A 16571-nucleotide genomic window follows, 5' to 3' on the forward strand; every position below is an offset into this window, starting at 1 on the left:
GATAGGCGAAAAGGCAGGTCTTTTCGCCTTTATTTTATACAAAAAAAGAGATCGAATCCAAATGATTCGATCTCTAAAAAAGCACCCTTAATTGTCAATGTCTTAACTTAATGACATTGCTATTTCAGCTTAGACCTTTTTATTTTTCTCTAAAATAAAAAGATTCACTTTGCGTGAATCTTTATCGTTACATACCAGCTTTAATAATTTTCTTTTCGGCCATTTTCTTTCTAAGGGCAAGCATAGCAGTATAAGTAGAAAGAATATAAACCTTCTTAGTTGGTAATTTTTTAATTTCTTCGATTAAACTATCATAATCTGGATTGGTGCTCATTGTACCTGGATCAAAGCCAGCAATTTCTAATCTGAAGCCCATGTCATGCCAACGTTGTCCACCAACCAGAACTTTCTTAATCTTGTCTTTATTTAATCCTTCAAAATCAGCATCCCAAATCCATGATGTATCAATACCATCTGCGTGGTTAGCATTAAGCAGTGCAACTAAAGAATAATCATCCTTTTCGGTGTTGAGCATGTGTAACACTTCATCAAGTCCAACAGGATTTTTGACCAAGACTAAATCAATATCTTTATTACCGTAATGAATTAATTCTTGACGGCCAAAAATACGCTTGTTTTCTGCAAATGCTTGAGCGACTTCAGCTTCAGTTAAGCCAAAATGACGTGCTACTGAGTAAGCAGCCAAAGCATTATAAATGTTGTAAGTACCACCGATGTTAATAGAGTAATCCTTGTTGCCCATTTGGAATTTCAAACTATTAGGCGTTTGTTCAAGAATGTTATTGACTGTAAAAGTCAAGTCAGGACGGTCGTAGCCACAATTAGGGCAGAAGAAGTCACCTAAGTTTGCGTAAATTCTGCTATGGTAATGCAAAATATGATCACATTTAGGGCAGAGCACACCATCAGTATTAACAGGGGCCTTAAGATCGTTTTCTGGTTTATCATCAGGTAATTTGAAACCGTAGAAAATTTTCTTATTAGGGAGCTCAACTGATGAAAAGATGCTTGCATCGCCGTTAGCAATAATGGTCGCATCAGGTGCTAATTTGATACCATCAACGATTTTGTCGTAGGTCGTATAAATCTCACCGTATCGATCCATCTGATCACGGAAAATATTTGTTAAAACAAATACGCTAGGATGAAGCAACTTAGTTACCATTTTTACGTTAGCTTCATCAACTTCTAGCACCGCAATCTTTCGCTTAACATGTTTATGTTTGTGAGCCAAAAAAGCCGTTACAATTCCTTGCTGCATGTTTGAACCTGATGGGTTAGTTAAAACATCACCGTATTTTTTCTTTAAGGCTTCAACTATTAATGCAGTAGTCATGGTTTTCCCATTAGTACCAGTAACGATTACGGTTTCGTAGCCTTTGGCTAGAGAATTAAGAACGTTTGGATCAATTTCCATAGCAAACTTGCCAGGAAAACTAGTACCACCTTTTAAAACGTTATGTAAAAACCAGTAACTAGACTTTCCCGCAACTTTGGCGATTCCTGATTTAAAACTCATGTTATAATCCCTCACTTTAAAACTATGTTTTAGTTTAGCATAGAGCAGGAATGAAAACGAGGTTTTACTGTTCATTTAGCTACACAAATTTATTTTTTCCTCTATACTATGTTAGGCGAATACTTTTTAAGTAAAAGGGAGGGCCCGGAATGTCGCAATTATTTTTTCGTTATGGTGCAATGAGTAGTGGTAAAACAATAGAAATTTTAAAGGTGGCTCACAATTATGAGGCACAAGGACGAAAAATTGCTTTAATGACGAGCGGACTTGATAATCGTAGTGGTGTTGGTACGGTTGCTTCTAGGATTGGCTTACATCGAAAGGCAATTCCAATTACTGAAGATATGAATTTATTTACATACATCGAAAAGATGAATAGCCATGATCTAGCTGATGGAAAAGGAAAATTGGCTTGTGTTTTAATTGATGAAGCACAGTTTTTGAAAAGACATCATGTTTTGGAATGTGCCAAAATTGTAGATGAATTTAATATCCCAGTAATGGCGTTTGGCTTAAAAAATGATTTTCAGAATCATTTATTTGAAGGCAGTGAAAATTTATTGATTTTTGCTGATAAAATAGAAGAGATGAAAACTATTTGTCATTATTGTGGTCATAAAGCAATAATGAATTTAAGAGTTAATAATGGCAAACCTGTATATGAAGGTGAGCAGGTACAAATTGGTGGCGATGAGAGTTACTATCCAGTTTGTCGCTATCATTATTTTCACCCAGGTATTCAGAGATAGAGAGGACTTTTAATTTATGGATAAAGTAATGGCTCAATTAGAGGGCTTAGTAGCTCATTATGAAGAACTTCAAGAAATGATGGCAGACCCTGAAGTTATTAATGATACTAAGCGTTACATGGAAATTTCTAAAGAAGAAGCCGATTTGCGTGAAGTTGTACAAAAGTACAAGAAATACAAAAAGGATAAGCAAGAAATTGCTGACAATAAAGAAATTATTGCCAGTGAAACAGATGCTGATTTGATCGAAATGGCTAAAGAAGAAAACGCTGAAATTGAAAAAGAAATTCCAGAACTCGAAGATCAAATTAAAATTTTAATGCTGCCAAAGGACCCTAATGATGACAAAGACATCATCATGGAAATTCGTGGTGCCGCTGGTGGTGATGAAGCTTCACTTTTTGCTGGCGATTTGCTTAGAATGTATGAAAAATACGCTGAACGTCAAAACTGGAAGGTTTCGATGATTGATTCAGAACCAACAGAAGTTGGTGGTTATAAGCGTGTTGCCATTATGATTACTGGGGACAAGGTTTATTCAAAATTGAAATATGAAAATGGTGCTCACCGTGTTCAACGTATCCCAGTAACTGAATCCCAAGGTCGTGTTCATACCTCAACTGCTACTGTTGCCGTTATGCCAGAATATGAACAAGTTGATATTGATATTGATCCTAAAGATATTCGTGTCGATGTTTACCGTTCAAGTGGTGCCGGTGGTCAGCACATCAACAAGACTTCTAGTGCCGTACGTATGACTCACTTACCAACGGGTATCGTAGTTGCTATGCAGGATCAACGTAGTCAACAACAAAACCGTGAAAAAGCTATGCAAATTTTGAAATCTCGTGTTTACGATTATTACGAAAGTCAAAATCAAGCTCAATATGATGCCAAGCGTAAGAGCGCTGTTGGTACAGGGGATCGTTCAGAAAGAATTAGAACCTACAACTATCCTCAAAACCGTGTAACTGATCACCGTATTGGTTTAACTATTAACAAGCTTGATCGAGTAATGAACGGTGAGCTTGACGAAATTATTGATGCATTGATTCTTTATAACCAAACTAAGCAATTAGAGGAGTTGGCTGATCAAAATGCCTAAAACTTTAAAGGAAATTAGAATTAAGGCAGGCGAAACTGCTGAAAATGCTCGTCCCGAAGATATTGACTATGTTTTAGCTGAACGTCTTAATTTGACTCCAAGTGAATTTGAGTTAAAACAGGATATGGTCTTGTCCGATGCCCAGTTAAAACAAGCTAATAAAGACATTAAAAAGCTAGCTAAGGGTGTTTCTCCGCAGTATATTTTGGGTTACGCCTGGTTTTTGGGATATAAGATTGTGGTGCAGCGAGGAGTTTTGATTCCTCGTTTTGAAACCGAAGAACTAGTTGAATGGGCACTTAAGTCGTTAAAGAGCGGCGATAAGGTGCTTGATCTTGGTACTGGTTCGGGATGCATCACTGTTGCTCTTGCTAAAGAGGCAGAGAAAAATGGAATTAAAGATTTGATCCTTTATGCTAGTGATATTACCGATTCTGCATTAAGAACTAGTGAAGAGAATTTCTTGACTTATGACTTGGATGTAGTAACGCGCAAAGCGAATGTCTTAATTGGATTAGAGAAGTTCGACAAGATTATTTCTAACCCGCCATATATTAAGACAACTGAGAAAAAAGAGATGGATGATAATGTCCTGCAGAATGAACCTAAAGAGGCTCTTTTTGCAGGTAGTGACGGTTTAGATTTTTATAAAAAATTTGCTAAACAGGTTCGTGATCATTTAAATAGTCATGGTGAATTTTTCTTGGAATTTGGTTTCAGTGAAGAAGATCAATTAAAAGAATTATTTGCTAAAGAATTGCCTGATTTTGATATTGAATTTAGAAAAGACATGGCCGGCAAGCCACGCATGGTTCATGGAAGGTGGCAAAAATAAAAATTATGGAAACCAAAATTTTTAAAAAAGATCAACTTGATGAAGCTGTTAAATTATTAGCTGAAGGGGAGCTTGTAGCATTTCCTACTGAAACAGTTTATGGGTTAGGCGCTATTGCAACTAAAGAAAAGTCTGTCAAGGGCGTTTATGCCGCAAAAGGTCGCCCTAGTGATAATCCATTGATCGTTACGGTTTCTGATGAAAAAATGATGGAGCGTTATGCCAAGGAAGTGCCTGAAAGAGCTAAGAAATTAATCAAGCATTTTTGGCCAGGTCCATTGACTTTGCTTTTGTTTGTCAAGCCTGGTACGCTTCCAGATGCTGTTACAGGTGGTCTTGATACAGTTGCATTTCGTTGTCCTGACGATCAGTTAACTCATGATTTGATTGCAAAATTGGGTTATCCAATCGTAGGTCCATCTGCTAATACCTCAACTAAGCCAAGTCCAACAACAGCTGAGCATGTTTACCATGATTTGAAAGGTAAGATTGCAGGTATTATTGATGGTGGTCCAACTCGCGTGGGTCTTGAATCAACTATTATTGATTTATCAGTCAAAACTCCAATTGTTCTTCGTCCAGGTGAGATTACGCCAGAAGAACTTAGTGAAGTTTTAGGCGAAAAAGTTTTAATTAATACTGGTAAGGTTGCAGATAAAGATGTGCCGAAGGCTCCAGGTATGAAGTATCGCCACTATGCTCCAAGTGAACCAGTGATCGTAGTAGATGATCCCGCTGACTTTAGTCAAATTGACTTTAATGATAAAACGGGTGTTGCCGCACTGGGTTCAGTTTTGGATCAAATTGATTTGCCAGATGAAAACAAGTTTAATTTAGGTAAGAACTTAGTTGATGCCGATCATAATTTATTTGGCGGATTACGTTATTTTGACGATAAAGACGACATCGCCACAATTTATGTTCAAGGTTTTGATGAAGGCGAAGAAAGTTTGGCTTACATGAATCGTTTGAACAAAGCTGCTGGTGGACATCATTTTAATAAATAAAAAATAAACGCAAAGGGGTTTAAACCCTTTGCGTTTTTGATTAAAATATTTATGATCAGATTATTTGTTATAGGAGGCATATATGGGAAAGTTTGTAGTTTTGGATCATCCATTGATTCAACACAAATTAACTATCATTCGTCGTAAGGACACAGGTTCAAATGAATTTCGTAGAATTGTTGGCGAAATTGGTGGGTTAATGACCTATGAAATTACGAGAGATTTACCACTTGAAGATGTTGAAATTGAAACACCAATGGGTAAAACTGTCCAAAAAGAAATTGCTGGTAAGAAATTGACAATTGTGCCAATTTTACGTGCTGGTATCGGGATGCTTAATGGTGTTCTTGATATGGTACCATCAGCTAAAATTGCGGTCATCGGCATGTATCGTGATGAAAAAACTTTGAAGCCACATGAATACTTCTTCAAGGCTCCAAAGGATATTGCTGAACGTGAATGTTTAGTTGTTGACCCAATGCTTGCAACTGGTGGTTCAGCAAATGATGCCATTGCTGCATTAAAGAAGCGCGGCGTTAAAGAAATCAAGTTAGCAGTTTTAGTAGCGGCTCCAGAAGGAATCAAGGCTGTTCAAGAAGCTAACCCAGATGTTGATATTTACGCAGCTGCTGAAGATGAAAAGTTGATGGATAACGGCTACATCTTCCCAGGTTTGGGTGATGCTGGTGACCGATTATTCGGAACTAAGTAAACCCTTTTTCGTAAAAATATTTATTAGAATACGCTTTCATGTTACACAAAAGAATTTTTTGGTGTTAAGATGATTTACGTGTTCGAGTTTAATTCAACACGAGAAGGGAGGTCACGAAGTAATGGAGAAATCATTTGTTTTTAAATTCATGGGCTTGAATTTTGATCTTACTGGGATCATCGGTTCAACGCTAATGGCTTTAGCAGTTTTTCTTATCTGCCTTTGGCTTGCAAGAAAAGTTGAAATGAAACCTAATAAAAGACAAAATGTTTTTGAATATTTACTCGATTTTACTAACGGTATCGTCAAAGATAATGTTAGTGATGTAGATGCGCAAAAACACCTATCTTTATATGCACTTGTTTTATTTCTTTTCATTTGGTTTATGAACCAATTGGGTATGTTTATGGAAGTCAAAGTTGATGATTGGGTCTTTATCAAGTCACCAACTGCTGATCCAGTAGCGACAATGTCGTTTGCAATGATGACCTTGCTTCTATCGTTCACATTCGGCGTACAAAGATTTGGTGTTGGCGGCTATTTAAAGAATTATACGCAGCCAGTTGGTTTTATGCTCCCAATTAACATTATTGAAGAGTTTACCAATTTCTTAACCTTATCATTACGTTTATATGGGAACATTTATGCTGGTGAAGTTTTGCTTACATTAATTGGTAATGATCTAGCACATGCTGGTGGACCATTTACATTGATTCTAGCAGCTCCATTAGCCATGATTTGGCAAGGTTTCTCTGTCTTCATTGGCTCTATCCAGGCATATGTTTTCGTAACTTTATCAATGGTTTACATTGGTAAGAAAGTTACTACAGAATAAATTTTGGAGGTATAAATTTATGTCAGAAGCTTTTAAATACCTTGCTGCATCCATCGCAGCTGGTTTGGCAGCTTTAGCTGCTTCATTGGGTAACGGTAAAGTTATTTCAAAAACTCTTGAAGGTATGGCTCGTCAACCTGAAAGTGCAGGTAACTTAAGAGCAACAATGTTTATCGGTGTTGGTTTGATCGAAGCCGTTCCTATTTTGGCTATCGTTGTTGCCTTCTTGATTCTTTTCCTTTAATAAAATTTTTAAAACTAAAGGATTTAAATATTAAAGAGAGAAGGGCAGTAAATGACTATTCAAACATTATTTGCAGCCTCACATCATATTTACCTAGGTAATGCACTTTGGTATTTAATTTGTTTTGCCATCTTGATGTTATTGGTCAAGCACTTTGCTTGGGGTCCAGTATCAGAAATGATGGAAAAGCGGCGGCAAAAAGTTATTAATGACTTGGATTCAGCTGCAAGTGATCGAAAAAAGGCTGAAACGCTTGCTAACGAGCGTGAAGCTGCCTTGAAGAACTCAAGACAAGAAGCAACACAGATTCTCTCTGACGCTAAAGCTAATGCGCAAAAAACTGGCAAAGAAATCGTAGCAAGTGCGAATGAAGATGCTGCAGCAATTCGTAAGAAGGCAAATGAAGAAGCCACTAAGGCTAAATCAGATGCATTGAATTCTGCACGTGATCAAGTTGCTGATATTTCTGTAGCTATTGCTGAAAAGGTAATTGCTAAGAATTTATCTGCTGAAGACCAAAAAGATTTAGTCGACCAATTTATTAAGGGGTTGGATGATTAATGGCTTTAAGTAGAGAAGAAGTAGCTGCACGCTACGGTGCCGCTTTGTTCGGCTATGCGCAAGATAATAAAGTACTTGATAGCGTTTATGATGAAATGGTGGAGTTGAAAAAGGCAGTAGTTGCCACTCCTCAAGTCATCAACGTTTTAAGTGATCCTATCTTAAACAGTAAGGATAAAAAAGACTTTTTAACTGCTATTGAAAAAGATTTTTCAAAAGAAGTACAAGGCTTTTTAAATTTGCTGCTTGAATATGATCGTTTTGCATACTTGGTCGATATTATTGATCAATTTGTTGTACTTTATGATGATAAAAACAAGATCGCATCTGGTACTGCAACTACAGCAGTGAAGTTGGATGATGATCAACTTAAGCGTTTAGGTGATGGTTTCGCTAAGAAATATAACTTAAATGCTGTGCGTCTTGAGAATAAAGTTGATCCAAGTATTTTAGGCGGTGTGATTCTTCAAGTGAAGGATCGCGTGATTGATGGATCAGTTAAAAATAAGCTGAAGAAGATCCGTGCGCAAATAATTGATGAGAATTAAAAGAGGTGAAACCATTGAGCATTAAAGCGGAAGAAATTAGCTCCTTGATCAAGCAGCAACTTGAACATTACGACGACAAGCTCGACATTAACGAAGTTGGTGTTGTAACTTACGTTGGTGATGGTATCGCCCGGGCTCACGGACTTAATAATGCATTAGCCGGTGAGTTGTTAAAATTTGATAACGGTTCATACGGTATTGCTCAAAACCTTGATGCTAGTGATGTTGGTATCATTATCCTAGGTAAATTTGACGATATTCGTGAAGGCGACCGTGTTCAAAGAACTGGTCGAATTATGTCAGTTCCTGTTGGTGACGCCCTAATCGGTAGAGTAGTTAACCCATTGGGTCAACCTGTTGACGGTTTAGGTGAAATTAAGGCTGATAAGACGCGTCCTATTGAAGAAAAAGCTCCAGGGGTTATGGACCGTCAATCAGTTAATCAACCACTTCAAACTGGTATTAAGGCTATCGATGCCTTAGTTCCAATTGGTCGTGGACAGCGTGAATTGATTATTGGTGACCGTAAAACTGGTAAGACTAGTTTAGCCATCGATACAATTCTTAACCAAAAGAACCAAGATGTAATTTGTATTTATGTTGCTATTGGTCAAAAGGAATCAACCGTTAGAACTCAAGTAGAAACTTTAAAGCGTTTCGGAGCAATGGATTATACCATTGTTGTTGAAGCGGGCCCAAGTGAACCAGCACCAATGCTTTACATTGCACCATATGCTGGTACTGCTATGGGTGAGGAATTTATGTACAATGGCAAGGATGTATTAATCGTATTTGACGACCTATCAAAACAAGCCGTCGCTTATCGTGAACTTTCCTTGCTTCTCCGTCGTCCGCCTGGTCGTGAAGCTTACCCAGGTGACGTCTTCTACTTACACTCACGTTTGCTAGAACGTAGTGCTAAGTTGAGTGACAAGCTTGGCGGTGGATCTTTGACTGCATTGCCAATTATCCAAACCGAAGCGGGAGACATTTCTGCATATATTCCAACCAACGTAATTTCTATTACTGATGGTCAGATTTTCTTACAAAGTGATTTGTTCTTTGCTGGTACTCGTCCAGCCATTGATGCTGGTAACTCAGTTTCTCGTGTTGGTGGTAACGCCCAGATTAAGGCTATGAAGAAAGTTGCTGGTACTTTACGTACTGACCTTGCTGCTTTCCGTGAACTTGAAAGTTTCGCTCAATTTGGTAGTGATCTTGATCAAGCCACTCAAGCTAAGTTGAATAGAGGTCAAAGAACTGTTGAAGTATTGAAGCAACCACTTCATGATCCTATTCCAGTTGAGAAACAAGTTTTGATTCTTTATGCTTTGACTCACGGCTATCTTGATTCTATTCCAGTTGAAGACATTAGTCGCTTCCAAAATGAATTGTTTGATAACTTTGACAGCAGCCATGCTGACTTGCTCAAGATAATTCGTGAAACTGGTAAATTGCCAGATGATAAGAAGTTGTCAGCAGCTATTGAGGAATTTAGTGAGAGCTTTGCACCAAGTGAGAAATAGGAGGTAGAATATGCCTGCATCTTTACTTGAGTTGAAGAAGAAAATTGCTTCAGTTAAACAAACTGGTAAAATCACAGAAGCTATGCGAATGGTTTCTGCATCAAAGTTAAACCAAACCGAAGATCGTGATAAAGGTTACACCATTTATAACGATCATGTTCGTAAGACTATTTCTCGCTTGATTAGTTCACAGGTGGTAGATAGCTTGCGCGATCAAGACGTATCAATTGATAAGAGAAATATTGCCAAGATCGATTACACTGATGTATTCGGTTTAGGTATTACAGCTGATATGATTCAACCACGAAAGAATATTAAGTCTACTGGCTTTTTAGTAGTAAGTGGTGATCGTGGTTTGGTAGGTTCTTATAATAGTAATGTTATTAAGAACATGATGGGAATCTTTGAAGATGAACGTGCACAAGGTCATGAAGTTAAAGTCTTGGCCGTAGGTTCAGTTGGAGCCCAATTTTTTAAGAAGAACAACGTTAATGTTGTTTACGAGAAAAATGGTGTGTCCGATGTCCCAACTTTTGATGAAGTTTTGCCAATCGTTTCAACAGCAATCAAGATGTTTTTGAACGGTGTGTTTGATCAACTTTATGTATGTTATACGCACCATGTAAACTCATTATCATCTGCATTTCGTGTTGAAAAGATGTTACCAATTGTCGATTTAGATATTGGTGTTAAAGAAGCTGAAGCACATAAAGAATTAGAATATGATATTGAACCAGATCCTAATAGAGTGTTAATGAAGTTGTTACCACAGTATGCGCGTTCAACCATTTATGGTGCTATTTTGGATGCAAAGACTGCAGAGCATGCTAGTTCAATGACAGCTATGCAGAGTGCAACTGATAATGCTAAGGATTTAGTTTCAAATTTAACTACGAAATTAAATCGTGCTAGACAGGCACAAATTACTACTGAAATTACTGAAATTATCAGTGGTGCAAATGCCTTAGAGTAATAAAGAAAAGGAGGTAGATGTTTTGAGTGAAGGTGAAATCGTTCAAGTAATCGGCCCAGTTGTCGATGTAAAATTCCCAATCGATAAGAATTTGCCTGATATTAACAATGCCTTGCGTGTAATTAAATCCGAGAATGAAAGTATTGTTCTTGAAGTTACAGTTGAGCTTGGTGATGGTGTCTTAAGAACGATTGCCATGGAATCTACCGATGGTCTTCGACGTGGTATGAAAGTTGAAGATACTGGTGGCCCAATCTCAGTTCCTGTTGGGGAAGATACTTTAGGTCGTGTATTCAACGTTTTAGGTCAACCAATTGATGGTGGACCAGAATTCTCAAAGGATCACCCTCGTGAAAGCATCCATAAGGAAGCACCTAAGTATGAAGATTTGACTACTAGTCGTGAAATTCTTGAAACTGGTATCAAGGTTATCGACTTGCTTGAACCATACGTTCGTGGTGGTAAAGTTGGTTTGTTCGGTGGTGCCGGTGTTGGTAAGACCACTATTATTCAGGAATTGATTCACAACATCGCTCAAGAACACGGTGGTATTTCCGTATTTACTGGTGTTGGTGAAAGAACTCGTGAAGGTAACGACCTTTACTTCGAAATGAAAGCTTCAGGCGTTTTAAGTAAAACTGCCATGGTATTTGGTCAGATGAACGAGCCGCCTGGTGCCAGAATGCGTGTTGCGTTAACTGGTTTGACTCTTGCTGAGTACTTTAGAGATGTTGAAGGTCAAGATGTTTTGCTCTTTATCGACAACATTTTCCGGTTTACTCAGGCCGGTTCAGAAGTTTCAGCTTTGCTTGGTCGTATGCCAAGTGCCGTTGGTTACCAGCCAACTTTGGCAACTGAAATGGGTCAATTGCAGGAAAGAATTACTTCAACTAAGAAGGGTTCAATTACTTCTATTCAAGCTGTTTATGTTCCTGCCGATGACTATACTGACCCAGCTCCATCAACCACATTCGCACACTTGGACGCTACTACTAACTTGGAACGTAGTTTGGTAGAACAAGGTATTTACCCAGCCGTTGACCCACTTGAATCAACTTCAAGTGCCCTTGACCCTGAAGTTGTTGGTCAAGAACACTACGAAGTTGCTACTCGTGTTCAACATGTTTTGCAACGTTACCACGAATTGCAAGATATTATTTCTGTTTTAGGTATGGATGAATTATCTGATGAAGAAAAATTGATCGTTGCACGTGCACGTAAAGTTCAATTCTTCTTGTCACAAAACTTCTTTGTTGCTGAACAGTTTACTGGTGTGCCAGGTTCATATGTTCCAATTAAGGAAACCATTAAGGGCTTTAAGCTTATCTTAGATGGTCATCTTGATGACTTACCAGAAGATTCGTTCCGTGGTGTTGGTCCAATTGAAGATGTTTTGAAGAAAGCACAAGAAATGGGCGTAACTCCAAGTGATCCAGAAGCTAAAGCATTACTAGAAAAGTAGGGTGATGTCCAATGGCAGATCCAGAAAAGCTTTTTAGAGTAAATGTTGTAACTCCTAATGGAATGGTTTATTCACATCGTGGAAGCATCGTTGATGTACGTGCTATAGATGGTGAACGTTCAATAATGTATAATCACGTACCCTTGCTTACCCCATTAGTAATTAGTGAGGTCAAGGTTAAACGTAGTCGTGAAATGAATTCAAGAATTGATCACATCGCTATTAGTGGTGGGTATATTGAATTTTCTAATAACGTGGCTACAATTATTGCGGATAGTGCTGAACGTGCTAGAAACATTGATGTATCTCGTGCTCAAGCCGCTAAGGAAAGAGCCGAGAAGCGTTTGAAGGAAGCACGTGAAAAGCATGATGAGCGTACTCTTGAACGTGCTGAAGTTGCTTTAAGACGAGCAATGAACAGAATTAGTGTTTACAACACTAAAGGTCACTAAAAGAGATAAAAAGACGAATGCAGATTTTGCATCCGTCTTTTTTATTAATAAAGGAAAAGAATATGTTTCAATTAGGCGTTCATGCCATTATTAGTATAATAATTTATTTGATTGCAATTGGATTATCTTTTCAGGCAATGAAGGCTGTGCAGCTAGAAAAAATAATTCGTAAAGGACATGTGTTTGAAACGCAATTATTATATTTATTTCTTGCTATTGCATTGGGCTTTTTAGTTGGTAATTTTGTAATTACATTTATCGATACTTCGATGCAATTAAGTAATTTGTTTTAAAGATTGTGTTAAAACAGGGACAGTAAAGGAAACTCTTATTTATTTATGGTAAAATGGACGATGAATAATTATGGAGGGTTATTGTGGCACGAGATATAGGAATTGATTTAGGAACAGCTAATGTACTAATCAATGTCTCTGGAAAAGGGATTGTTTTAAATGAACCATCTGTAGTCGCTGTTAATACTGATACAAATAAAGTAGTAGCAGTTGGCTCAGAGGCATATGAAATGGTAGGAAGAACCCCAGGTAATATTCGCGTAATTCGCCCCTTGAAGAACGGTGTAATTGCGGACTTCGATATTACAGAGGAAATGCTGTCATACTTTATTGAAAAATTAAATGTAAAAGGTTTTATGTCTAAGCCTAATATTTTAATCTGTGCTCCTACAGGAGTTACTTCGATTGAACAAAAGGCTATTATTCAAGCAGCAGAAAAATCAGGTGGCGGTAAGGTTTACCTTGATTTTGAACCTAAGGTAGCTGCAGTAGGTGCAGGACTTGATATTTTTAAACCACAAGGTAATATGGTTATTGATATCGGTGGTGGTACTACTGATATTGCTGTCTTGTCCATGGGGGAAATTGTTACCTCACGTTCACTTCGCTACGCTGGTGATCGTATGAATCAAGCGGTTATTAGCTATATTAAGAATAAACATAATTTATTGATCGGTTCAAGAACTGCTGAACAAATCAAGATTGAAATCGGTAGTGCATTTGAACCTGATGAAGATCAACAAATTAAGGTTCGTGGTCGTGATGTAGTTGATGGCTTACCTAGACAAACTACAGTTACTGCCCCTGAAATTCAGCATGCTTTGCAAGATGGTCTTATGTCAATCATTGCAGCAGCTAAAGAAGTATTGGAAACTACGCCACCAGAACTTTCAGCTGATATCATTGATCGTGGTATCATGCTTACTGGTGGTGGAGCATTATTGAAGAATATTGATAAGTTGATATCATATTACTTGCAGGTCCCAGTTTTAACAGCCGACCATCCTTTGGAAGCTGTAGCCTTAGGTACTGGTACTTTGCTTAAGAATATTGAAAAACATCAACGACACTAAGTGAGGAGATTACTTGCGAAAGATTTTGATTTTTATCGTACGTATTTATCAGACTCTAATTTCGCCATTATTTCCACCGAGTTGTAGGTATTATCCTACGTGCTCTAGTTATATGATTGATGCTTTGAAAAAACATGGACCAATTTTAGGGCTAATTATGGGAATTAGTCGTATACTAAGATGTAACTCATTTATACGCGGTGGGGTGGACCCAGTTCCTGATAATTTTACTGTTTTTCGAAATCCACATCCTGAGAGATACGAAGATGAAATTATAGCATCTAAGTTTCACCCGGATAGCAAGTAGGAGGATTTATGTCTAAAAAGTTAGAAAATATTGATATTGAAGTTAATGAACTTAAGGGTAAGAATTTACCAACTTGGGAAGTTATTATTCCTAACAAGAAGTCCATTGGTTTAATCGAAAAAGTTGAAGGTCGTTATCGCGCTACTACGACTAAGAGTAGCAATGTATTATTTGCTAACAGTCTAGAAAGCAGTATTAATGACTTACTTTCATACTTTACATTGCATGAAAAATAAAATATAAGTAGTGATTATTTAATGGCAAAAGTTGAAAACAAAACAAGTCTAATTGACCGATTAGCATGGAATATAATTATTCCCGTGGCGTTATTGGCATTAATCAGTCTATATTGTATCTATATAGCTGCACTTGGAGATCCAAGTCACATTGGTTCACCTGTTAAAGCTGTAGTTATGCAAGCATTATGGTATTTGATTTCTATTGTAATTGTTGTAATTGTAATGCAGTTTGATGCAGAGCAATTATTTAAGATAGCACCAATATTTTTCGGAATAGGAATATTCTTGTTAATAGCGGTTTTGTTCTTCTATAATCGTAGTGTTGCAGCGGATACTGGGGCAAAGAGTTGGTTCAAGTTAGGACCTGTTACTTTTCAGCCATCTGAAATAATGAAGCCAGCATTTATCTTGATGTTGGCACGCGTAGTTAAGGATCATAATGATAAATATGGTCATACCATTAAATCAGATTGGCTATTGTTAGGTAAAATAGTTGCATGGCTTGCACCCGTAGCGATTTTATTAAAGTTGCAGAACGACTTTGGTACTATGCTAGTATTTATCGCAATTGTTGGTGGTGTAGTTTTAGTTTCTGGTATATCGTGGAAGATTATTGTTCCCCTATATGGAATAGTCATCATTGGAGCAATTGCAGTTATTCTAATGGTGGTAACGCCAGGTGGGCAAGCGTTTTTAAGTCATTTCTTTCAAGCATATCAGTTTGAAAGAATTAAGTCTTGGCTTAATCCATCAGGTGATACATCATCAGGTGCCTACCAGTTATGGCAAAGTATGAAGGCAATTGGGTCAGGACAACTTTTTGGTAATGGCTTTGGTAAAGCAAGCGTATATGTGCCAGTTCGCGGGTCTGACATGGTTTTCTCCGTAATTGGAGAGAATTTTGGCTTTGTAGGCTGTGTAAGTTTGATTTTAATTTATTTATACCTGATTATTCAAATGGTTAAAATTTCATTTAATACTAGAAATGCATTTTATTCATACATTTCTACGGGTGTTATTATGATGATTTTATTCCACGTATTTGAAAATATTGGTATGAACATTGATTTATTACCATTGACTGGTATTCCCTTACCATTTGTTTCTCAAGGTGGTTCAGCCTTGGTAGGGAACATGATTGGTATTGGTTTGATTTTATCAATGAAATTCCATAATCGAGACTACATGTTTAGCACCGCTGGTGATTTCTAGAATATAAATAAAAGAGGTATTTAAGCTTAAAAACTTAAATACCTTTTTTGATTAATAATATAAAAATTAGCCTTCTAACGCATTAGCAATTTCTTTGGCACGACATACTAAAACATCACATTTAGCAGTTCTAGTTACGTATTCTGTAACACTACCAATTAATAAACGTTCTACTGCGTTTAAACCAGTTGCACCAACAACGATTAAGTCAATATTGTGTTTCTTAGGGAAATCATGACCAATGATTGTCTTAGGTGAACCAAATTCGATTGAATAATGAGAATCAGTAACACCGGCCTTGTTAGCACGTGCTTGGTAATCCTTCATTCTCTTTTCAGCATCTTTAGAAACTTGTTCTACCATTGCTGAGTCAAAACTTGAAACATTTTGGAAAGAACGAGTATCGATGACATGTAAGATCTCTAATGTAGCATGATTGCGTTTGGCAATAGCAACTGCCTTGCTGAAAGCTAAATCGGCTTCTTTAGAACCATCAATGGAAACTTGAATATTCTTATATTGTGAAAGCATTTTCTAAACACCTCTTCCTGATATCTATTTTACCAAAATTTCATCTATTATTAGAAGGTTTATATTTTTATTTTTTGGAATCTGTAATTAAAAGACTAAAGGTCAAAATGGTTAGAGAGGCAAGGAATAGTGTGATCAAGTTAAGATATTTATTATCCATAAATAAAATGATAATTCCGATTGCGCTCTCTGCGATCAAAGCAATAGAAGTCCATTTTAAAATGTTGGTTAGGCGAGGATTACCGCCTACGTCATAGATTAAAAAATGGCCATTTCGTCTGTGCCACATATACCAAGCAGTTAAAAGCAAGAGTAGAATAAAAACAATCATTACAATTTTAATTATCATTTATTTTAACCTCATTAC

At 37.2% G+C, this 16571-nt stretch carries 21 protein-coding genes; 18 read left to right on the forward strand and 3 right to left on the reverse strand.

Translation table 11 applies throughout. The features are described 5' to 3' along the window. Window positions 1-187: 187 nt before the first annotated feature. Window positions 188-1540 carry a Mur ligase family protein gene (locus tag B5E95_RS07415; protein ID WP_087236093.1) on the reverse strand — a complete coding sequence of 451 codons (1353 nt, stop codon included), beginning with the start codon at window positions 1538-1540 and terminating at the stop codon, window positions 188-190. A 149-nt stretch (window positions 1541-1689) separates the two neighbouring features. Here B5E95_RS07415 and B5E95_RS07420 point away from each other — a divergent pair, with 149 nt between their 5' ends. From B5E95_RS07420 to B5E95_RS07505, 18 genes are all read left to right on the forward strand, one after another. After that, window positions 1690-2289 (forward strand): thymidine kinase, encoded by a 600-nt coding sequence (locus B5E95_RS07420; protein ID WP_087175745.1) that lies wholly within the window; start codon window positions 1690-1692, stop codon window positions 2287-2289. Between the two features lie 16 nt (window positions 2290-2305). After that, a complete protein-coding gene (gene prfA, locus B5E95_RS07425) occupies window positions 2306-3394 on the forward strand; it encodes a peptide chain release factor 1 (protein ID WP_087175746.1) in 1089 nt (362 codons plus the stop codon). Then, window positions 3387-4229, forward strand: a complete 843-nt coding sequence (prmC, locus tag B5E95_RS07430) for a peptide chain release factor N(5)-glutamine methyltransferase (RefSeq protein ID WP_087236094.1) — start codon at window positions 3387-3389, stop codon at window positions 4227-4229. The genes prfA and prmC overlap by 8 nt, the downstream gene beginning before the upstream one ends. 5 nt (window positions 4230-4234) lie before the next feature. Next, on the forward strand, window positions 4235-5236 hold the full coding sequence (locus B5E95_RS07435) for an L-threonylcarbamoyladenylate synthase (protein WP_025005101.1): 1002 nt from the start codon (window positions 4235-4237) through the stop codon (window positions 5234-5236). An 82-nt stretch (window positions 5237-5318) separates the two neighbouring features. Then, window positions 5319-5948 carry a uracil phosphoribosyltransferase gene (gene upp / locus B5E95_RS07440; protein ID WP_025005100.1) on the forward strand — a complete coding sequence of 210 codons (630 nt, stop codon included), beginning with the start codon at window positions 5319-5321 and terminating at the stop codon, window positions 5946-5948. Window positions 5949-6069: 121 nt separating this feature from the next. Beyond that, window positions 6070-6783 (forward strand): F0F1 ATP synthase subunit A, encoded by a 714-nt coding sequence (gene atpB, locus B5E95_RS07445; protein WP_025005099.1) that lies wholly within the window; start codon window positions 6070-6072, stop codon window positions 6781-6783. Window positions 6784-6802: 19 nt separating this feature from the next. Further along, entirely contained in the window at window positions 6803-7027 is a 225-nt protein-coding gene (gene atpE / locus B5E95_RS07450; RefSeq protein WP_005718768.1) for a F0F1 ATP synthase subunit C, read from the forward strand. Window positions 7028-7078: 51 nt separating this feature from the next. Beyond that, on the forward strand, window positions 7079-7588 hold the full coding sequence (gene atpF / locus B5E95_RS07455) for a F0F1 ATP synthase subunit B (protein ID WP_025005098.1): 510 nt from the start codon (window positions 7079-7081) through the stop codon (window positions 7586-7588). Beyond that, window positions 7588-8136 (forward strand): F0F1 ATP synthase subunit delta, encoded by a 549-nt coding sequence (locus tag B5E95_RS07460; protein WP_025005097.1) that lies wholly within the window; start codon window positions 7588-7590, stop codon window positions 8134-8136. The genes atpF and B5E95_RS07460 overlap by 1 nt, the downstream gene beginning before the upstream one ends. 14 nt (window positions 8137-8150) lie before the next feature. Next, window positions 8151-9662, forward strand: a complete 1512-nt coding sequence (gene atpA, locus B5E95_RS07465; protein ID WP_025005096.1) for a F0F1 ATP synthase subunit alpha — start codon at window positions 8151-8153, stop codon at window positions 9660-9662. A 10-nt stretch (window positions 9663-9672) separates the two neighbouring features. Then, the gene (locus B5E95_RS07470) at window positions 9673-10635 is read left to right on the forward strand and encodes a F0F1 ATP synthase subunit gamma (RefSeq protein ID WP_087175749.1); all 963 of its coding nucleotides are present in this window, start codon (window positions 9673-9675) and stop codon (window positions 10633-10635) included. Window positions 10636-10657: 22 nt separating this feature from the next. Next, window positions 10658-12097 carry a F0F1 ATP synthase subunit beta gene (gene atpD / locus B5E95_RS07475; protein WP_087175750.1) on the forward strand — a complete coding sequence of 480 codons (1440 nt, stop codon included), beginning with the start codon at window positions 10658-10660 and terminating at the stop codon, window positions 12095-12097. A gap of 11 nt (window positions 12098-12108) precedes the next feature. Then, window positions 12109-12549: a F0F1 ATP synthase subunit epsilon gene (locus B5E95_RS07480; protein WP_025005094.1), complete on the forward strand. Its 441-nt coding sequence runs from the start codon at window positions 12109-12111 to the stop codon at window positions 12547-12549. 62 nt (window positions 12550-12611) lie between these two features. Further along, on the forward strand, window positions 12612-12842 hold the full coding sequence (locus B5E95_RS07485) for a DUF1146 family protein (RefSeq protein ID WP_025005093.1): 231 nt from the start codon (window positions 12612-12614) through the stop codon (window positions 12840-12842). An 83-nt stretch (window positions 12843-12925) separates the two neighbouring features. Next, window positions 12926-13915 carry a rod shape-determining protein gene (gene mreB, locus B5E95_RS07490; RefSeq protein ID WP_025005092.1) on the forward strand — a complete coding sequence of 330 codons (990 nt, stop codon included), beginning with the start codon at window positions 12926-12928 and terminating at the stop codon, window positions 13913-13915. Between the two features lie 13 nt (window positions 13916-13928). After that, window positions 13929-14222, forward strand: a complete 294-nt coding sequence (yidD, locus tag B5E95_RS07495; protein ID WP_087236097.1) for a membrane protein insertion efficiency factor YidD — start codon at window positions 13929-13931, stop codon at window positions 14220-14222. An 8-nt stretch (window positions 14223-14230) separates the two neighbouring features. Then, window positions 14231-14458 carry a DUF2969 domain-containing protein gene (locus B5E95_RS07500; protein ID WP_025005090.1) on the forward strand — a complete coding sequence of 76 codons (228 nt, stop codon included), beginning with the start codon at window positions 14231-14233 and terminating at the stop codon, window positions 14456-14458. 21 nt (window positions 14459-14479) lie between these two features. After that, window positions 14480-15673: an FtsW/RodA/SpoVE family cell cycle protein gene (locus tag B5E95_RS07505; protein WP_056945450.1), complete on the forward strand. Its 1194-nt coding sequence runs from the start codon at window positions 14480-14482 to the stop codon at window positions 15671-15673. Between the two features lie 66 nt (window positions 15674-15739). Here B5E95_RS07505 and B5E95_RS07510 read toward each other — a convergent pair whose 3' ends face one another. Next, window positions 15740-16204, reverse strand: a complete 465-nt coding sequence (locus B5E95_RS07510) for a universal stress protein (RefSeq protein ID WP_087175753.1) — start codon at window positions 16202-16204, stop codon at window positions 15740-15742. Between the two features lie 67 nt (window positions 16205-16271). Beyond that, complete coding sequence (locus B5E95_RS07515; protein ID WP_087175754.1) at window positions 16272-16553, reverse strand: hypothetical protein; 282 nt, start codon at window positions 16551-16553, stop codon at window positions 16272-16274. Between the last annotated feature and the right edge of the window lie 18 nt (window positions 16554-16571).

Source organism: Lactobacillus gallinarum (assembly GCF_002160635.1).
GTDB lineage: Bacteria > Bacillota > Bacilli > Lactobacillales > Lactobacillaceae > Lactobacillus > Lactobacillus gallinarum.

Bases quoted from the DNA above. Each gene is read 5' to 3' on its own strand.
- B5E95_RS07485 (WP_025005093.1), top strand. From the start codon at position 12,612: ATGTTTCAATTAGGCGTTCATGCCATTATTAGTATAATAATTTATTTG.
- B5E95_RS07460 (WP_025005097.1), top strand. From the start codon at position 7,588: ATGGCTTTAAGTAGAGAAGAAGTAGCTGCACGCTACGGTGCCGCTTTG.
- B5E95_RS07510 (WP_087175753.1), bottom strand. From the start codon at position 16,204: ATGCTTTCACAATATAAGAATATTCAAGTTTCCATTGATGGTTCTAAA.
- B5E95_RS07515 (WP_087175754.1), bottom strand. From the start codon at position 16,553: ATGATAATTAAAATTGTAATGATTGTTTTTATTCTACTCTTGCTTTTA.
- B5E95_RS07470 (WP_087175749.1), top strand. From the start codon at position 9,673: ATGCCTGCATCTTTACTTGAGTTGAAGAAGAAAATTGCTTCAGTTAAA.
- B5E95_RS07435 (WP_025005101.1), top strand. From the start codon at position 4,235: ATGGAAACCAAAATTTTTAAAAAAGATCAACTTGATGAAGCTGTTAAA.
- B5E95_RS07415 (WP_087236093.1), bottom strand. From the start codon at position 1,540: ATGAGTTTTAAATCAGGAATCGCCAAAGTTGCGGGAAAGTCTAGTTAC.
- atpB (WP_025005099.1), top strand. From the start codon at position 6,070: ATGGAGAAATCATTTGTTTTTAAATTCATGGGCTTGAATTTTGATCTT.
- B5E95_RS07480 (WP_025005094.1), top strand. From the start codon at position 12,109: ATGGCAGATCCAGAAAAGCTTTTTAGAGTAAATGTTGTAACTCCTAAT.
- atpF (WP_025005098.1), top strand. From the start codon at position 7,079: ATGACTATTCAAACATTATTTGCAGCCTCACATCATATTTACCTAGGT.
- B5E95_RS07505 (WP_056945450.1), top strand. From the start codon at position 14,480: ATGGCAAAAGTTGAAAACAAAACAAGTCTAATTGACCGATTAGCATGG.
- upp (WP_025005100.1), top strand. From the start codon at position 5,319: ATGGGAAAGTTTGTAGTTTTGGATCATCCATTGATTCAACACAAATTA.
- prmC (WP_087236094.1), top strand. From the start codon at position 3,387: ATGCCTAAAACTTTAAAGGAAATTAGAATTAAGGCAGGCGAAACTGCT.
- prfA (WP_087175746.1), top strand. From the start codon at position 2,306: ATGGATAAAGTAATGGCTCAATTAGAGGGCTTAGTAGCTCATTATGAA.
- atpE (WP_005718768.1), top strand. From the start codon at position 6,803: ATGTCAGAAGCTTTTAAATACCTTGCTGCATCCATCGCAGCTGGTTTG.
- B5E95_RS07500 (WP_025005090.1), top strand. From the start codon at position 14,231: ATGTCTAAAAAGTTAGAAAATATTGATATTGAAGTTAATGAACTTAAG.
- B5E95_RS07420 (WP_087175745.1), top strand. From the start codon at position 1,690: ATGTCGCAATTATTTTTTCGTTATGGTGCAATGAGTAGTGGTAAAACA.